Origin of the sequence: Streptomyces alkaliphilus (assembly GCF_014141535.1) — a bacterium.
Lineage (GTDB): Bacteria > Actinomycetota > Actinomycetes > Streptomycetales > Streptomycetaceae > Streptomyces > Streptomyces alkaliphilus.
This window is the reverse complement of the sequence record NZ_VKHT01001631.1, coordinates 1-600: the sequence shown is the minus strand read 5'-3', so window position 1 is coordinate 600 and position 600 is coordinate 1. Positions and strand designations below refer to the sequence as shown.

The 600-nt window shown below is 75.2% G+C and carries 2 protein-coding genes; both read left to right on the top strand.

Going from position 1 to position 600, the window contains the following annotated elements; translation table 11 throughout:
- Window positions 1-62: 62 nt before the first annotated feature.
- Window positions 63-260 carry a ferredoxin gene (locus tag FNQ90_RS26050; protein ID WP_182608541.1) on the top strand — a complete coding sequence of 66 codons (198 nt, stop codon included), beginning with the start codon at window positions 63-65 and terminating at the stop codon, window positions 258-260.
- A partial coding sequence (locus FNQ90_RS26045) for an FAD-dependent oxidoreductase (RefSeq protein WP_323380192.1) occupies window positions 257-600 on the top strand: 344 nt, incomplete at its 3' end. The genes FNQ90_RS26050 and FNQ90_RS26045, both read left to right, overlap by 4 nt.

The following is a 600-nucleotide window of genomic DNA, read 5'->3' as shown; positions in this document are numbered from 1 at the left end:
GTCCGGGGCCGCGCCCCCCACCGCGGCCCCGGACCACCGCACCCACGATCACGGAGCCCCTCATGAAGATCGTCGTGGACATGAACCTCTGCGAGAGCCACGGCCAGTGCGTCTTCGCGGCGCCCGGCGTCTTCTCGTTCGACGACGCGGACACCCTGGTGTACGAGCCGAACCCGGACGACGCCTCCCGTGAGGCGGTCGGGAGGGCCGCCGCCCTCTGTCCCGTGCGTGCCATCACCGTCTCCCCGGCCGCGCCGTGAGGGCGCCCCGACGGGTGGTGGTCGTCGGGGCCTCCCTCGCCGGCCTGCACGCCGCGCGGACCCTGCGGGAGGAGGGCTTCGACGGGGACCTCACCCTGGTCGGCGACGAGCCGCATCCGCCCTACGATCGCCCCCCGTTGTCCAAACGGGCCCTCACGGCCGAGGGGAACGCCCCGGACACCACCCTCCCGCTCACCGACGTCCCCGGGGTGGAACACCGCTTCGGCACTCCGGCCGTCCGGCTCGATCCCGTCGCCCGCACCGTGACCCTCGCCGACGGCGGGGAACTGCCGTGGGACGGTCTGGTGATCGCCACCGGCGCCCGTGCCCGCCCCCTGCC

What these genes read in the sequence shown, in the direction of transcription:
- FNQ90_RS26050 (WP_182608541.1), top strand. Translation starts at nt 63, where the DNA reads ATGAAGATCGTCGTGGACATGAACCTCTGCGAGAGCCACGGCCAGTGC.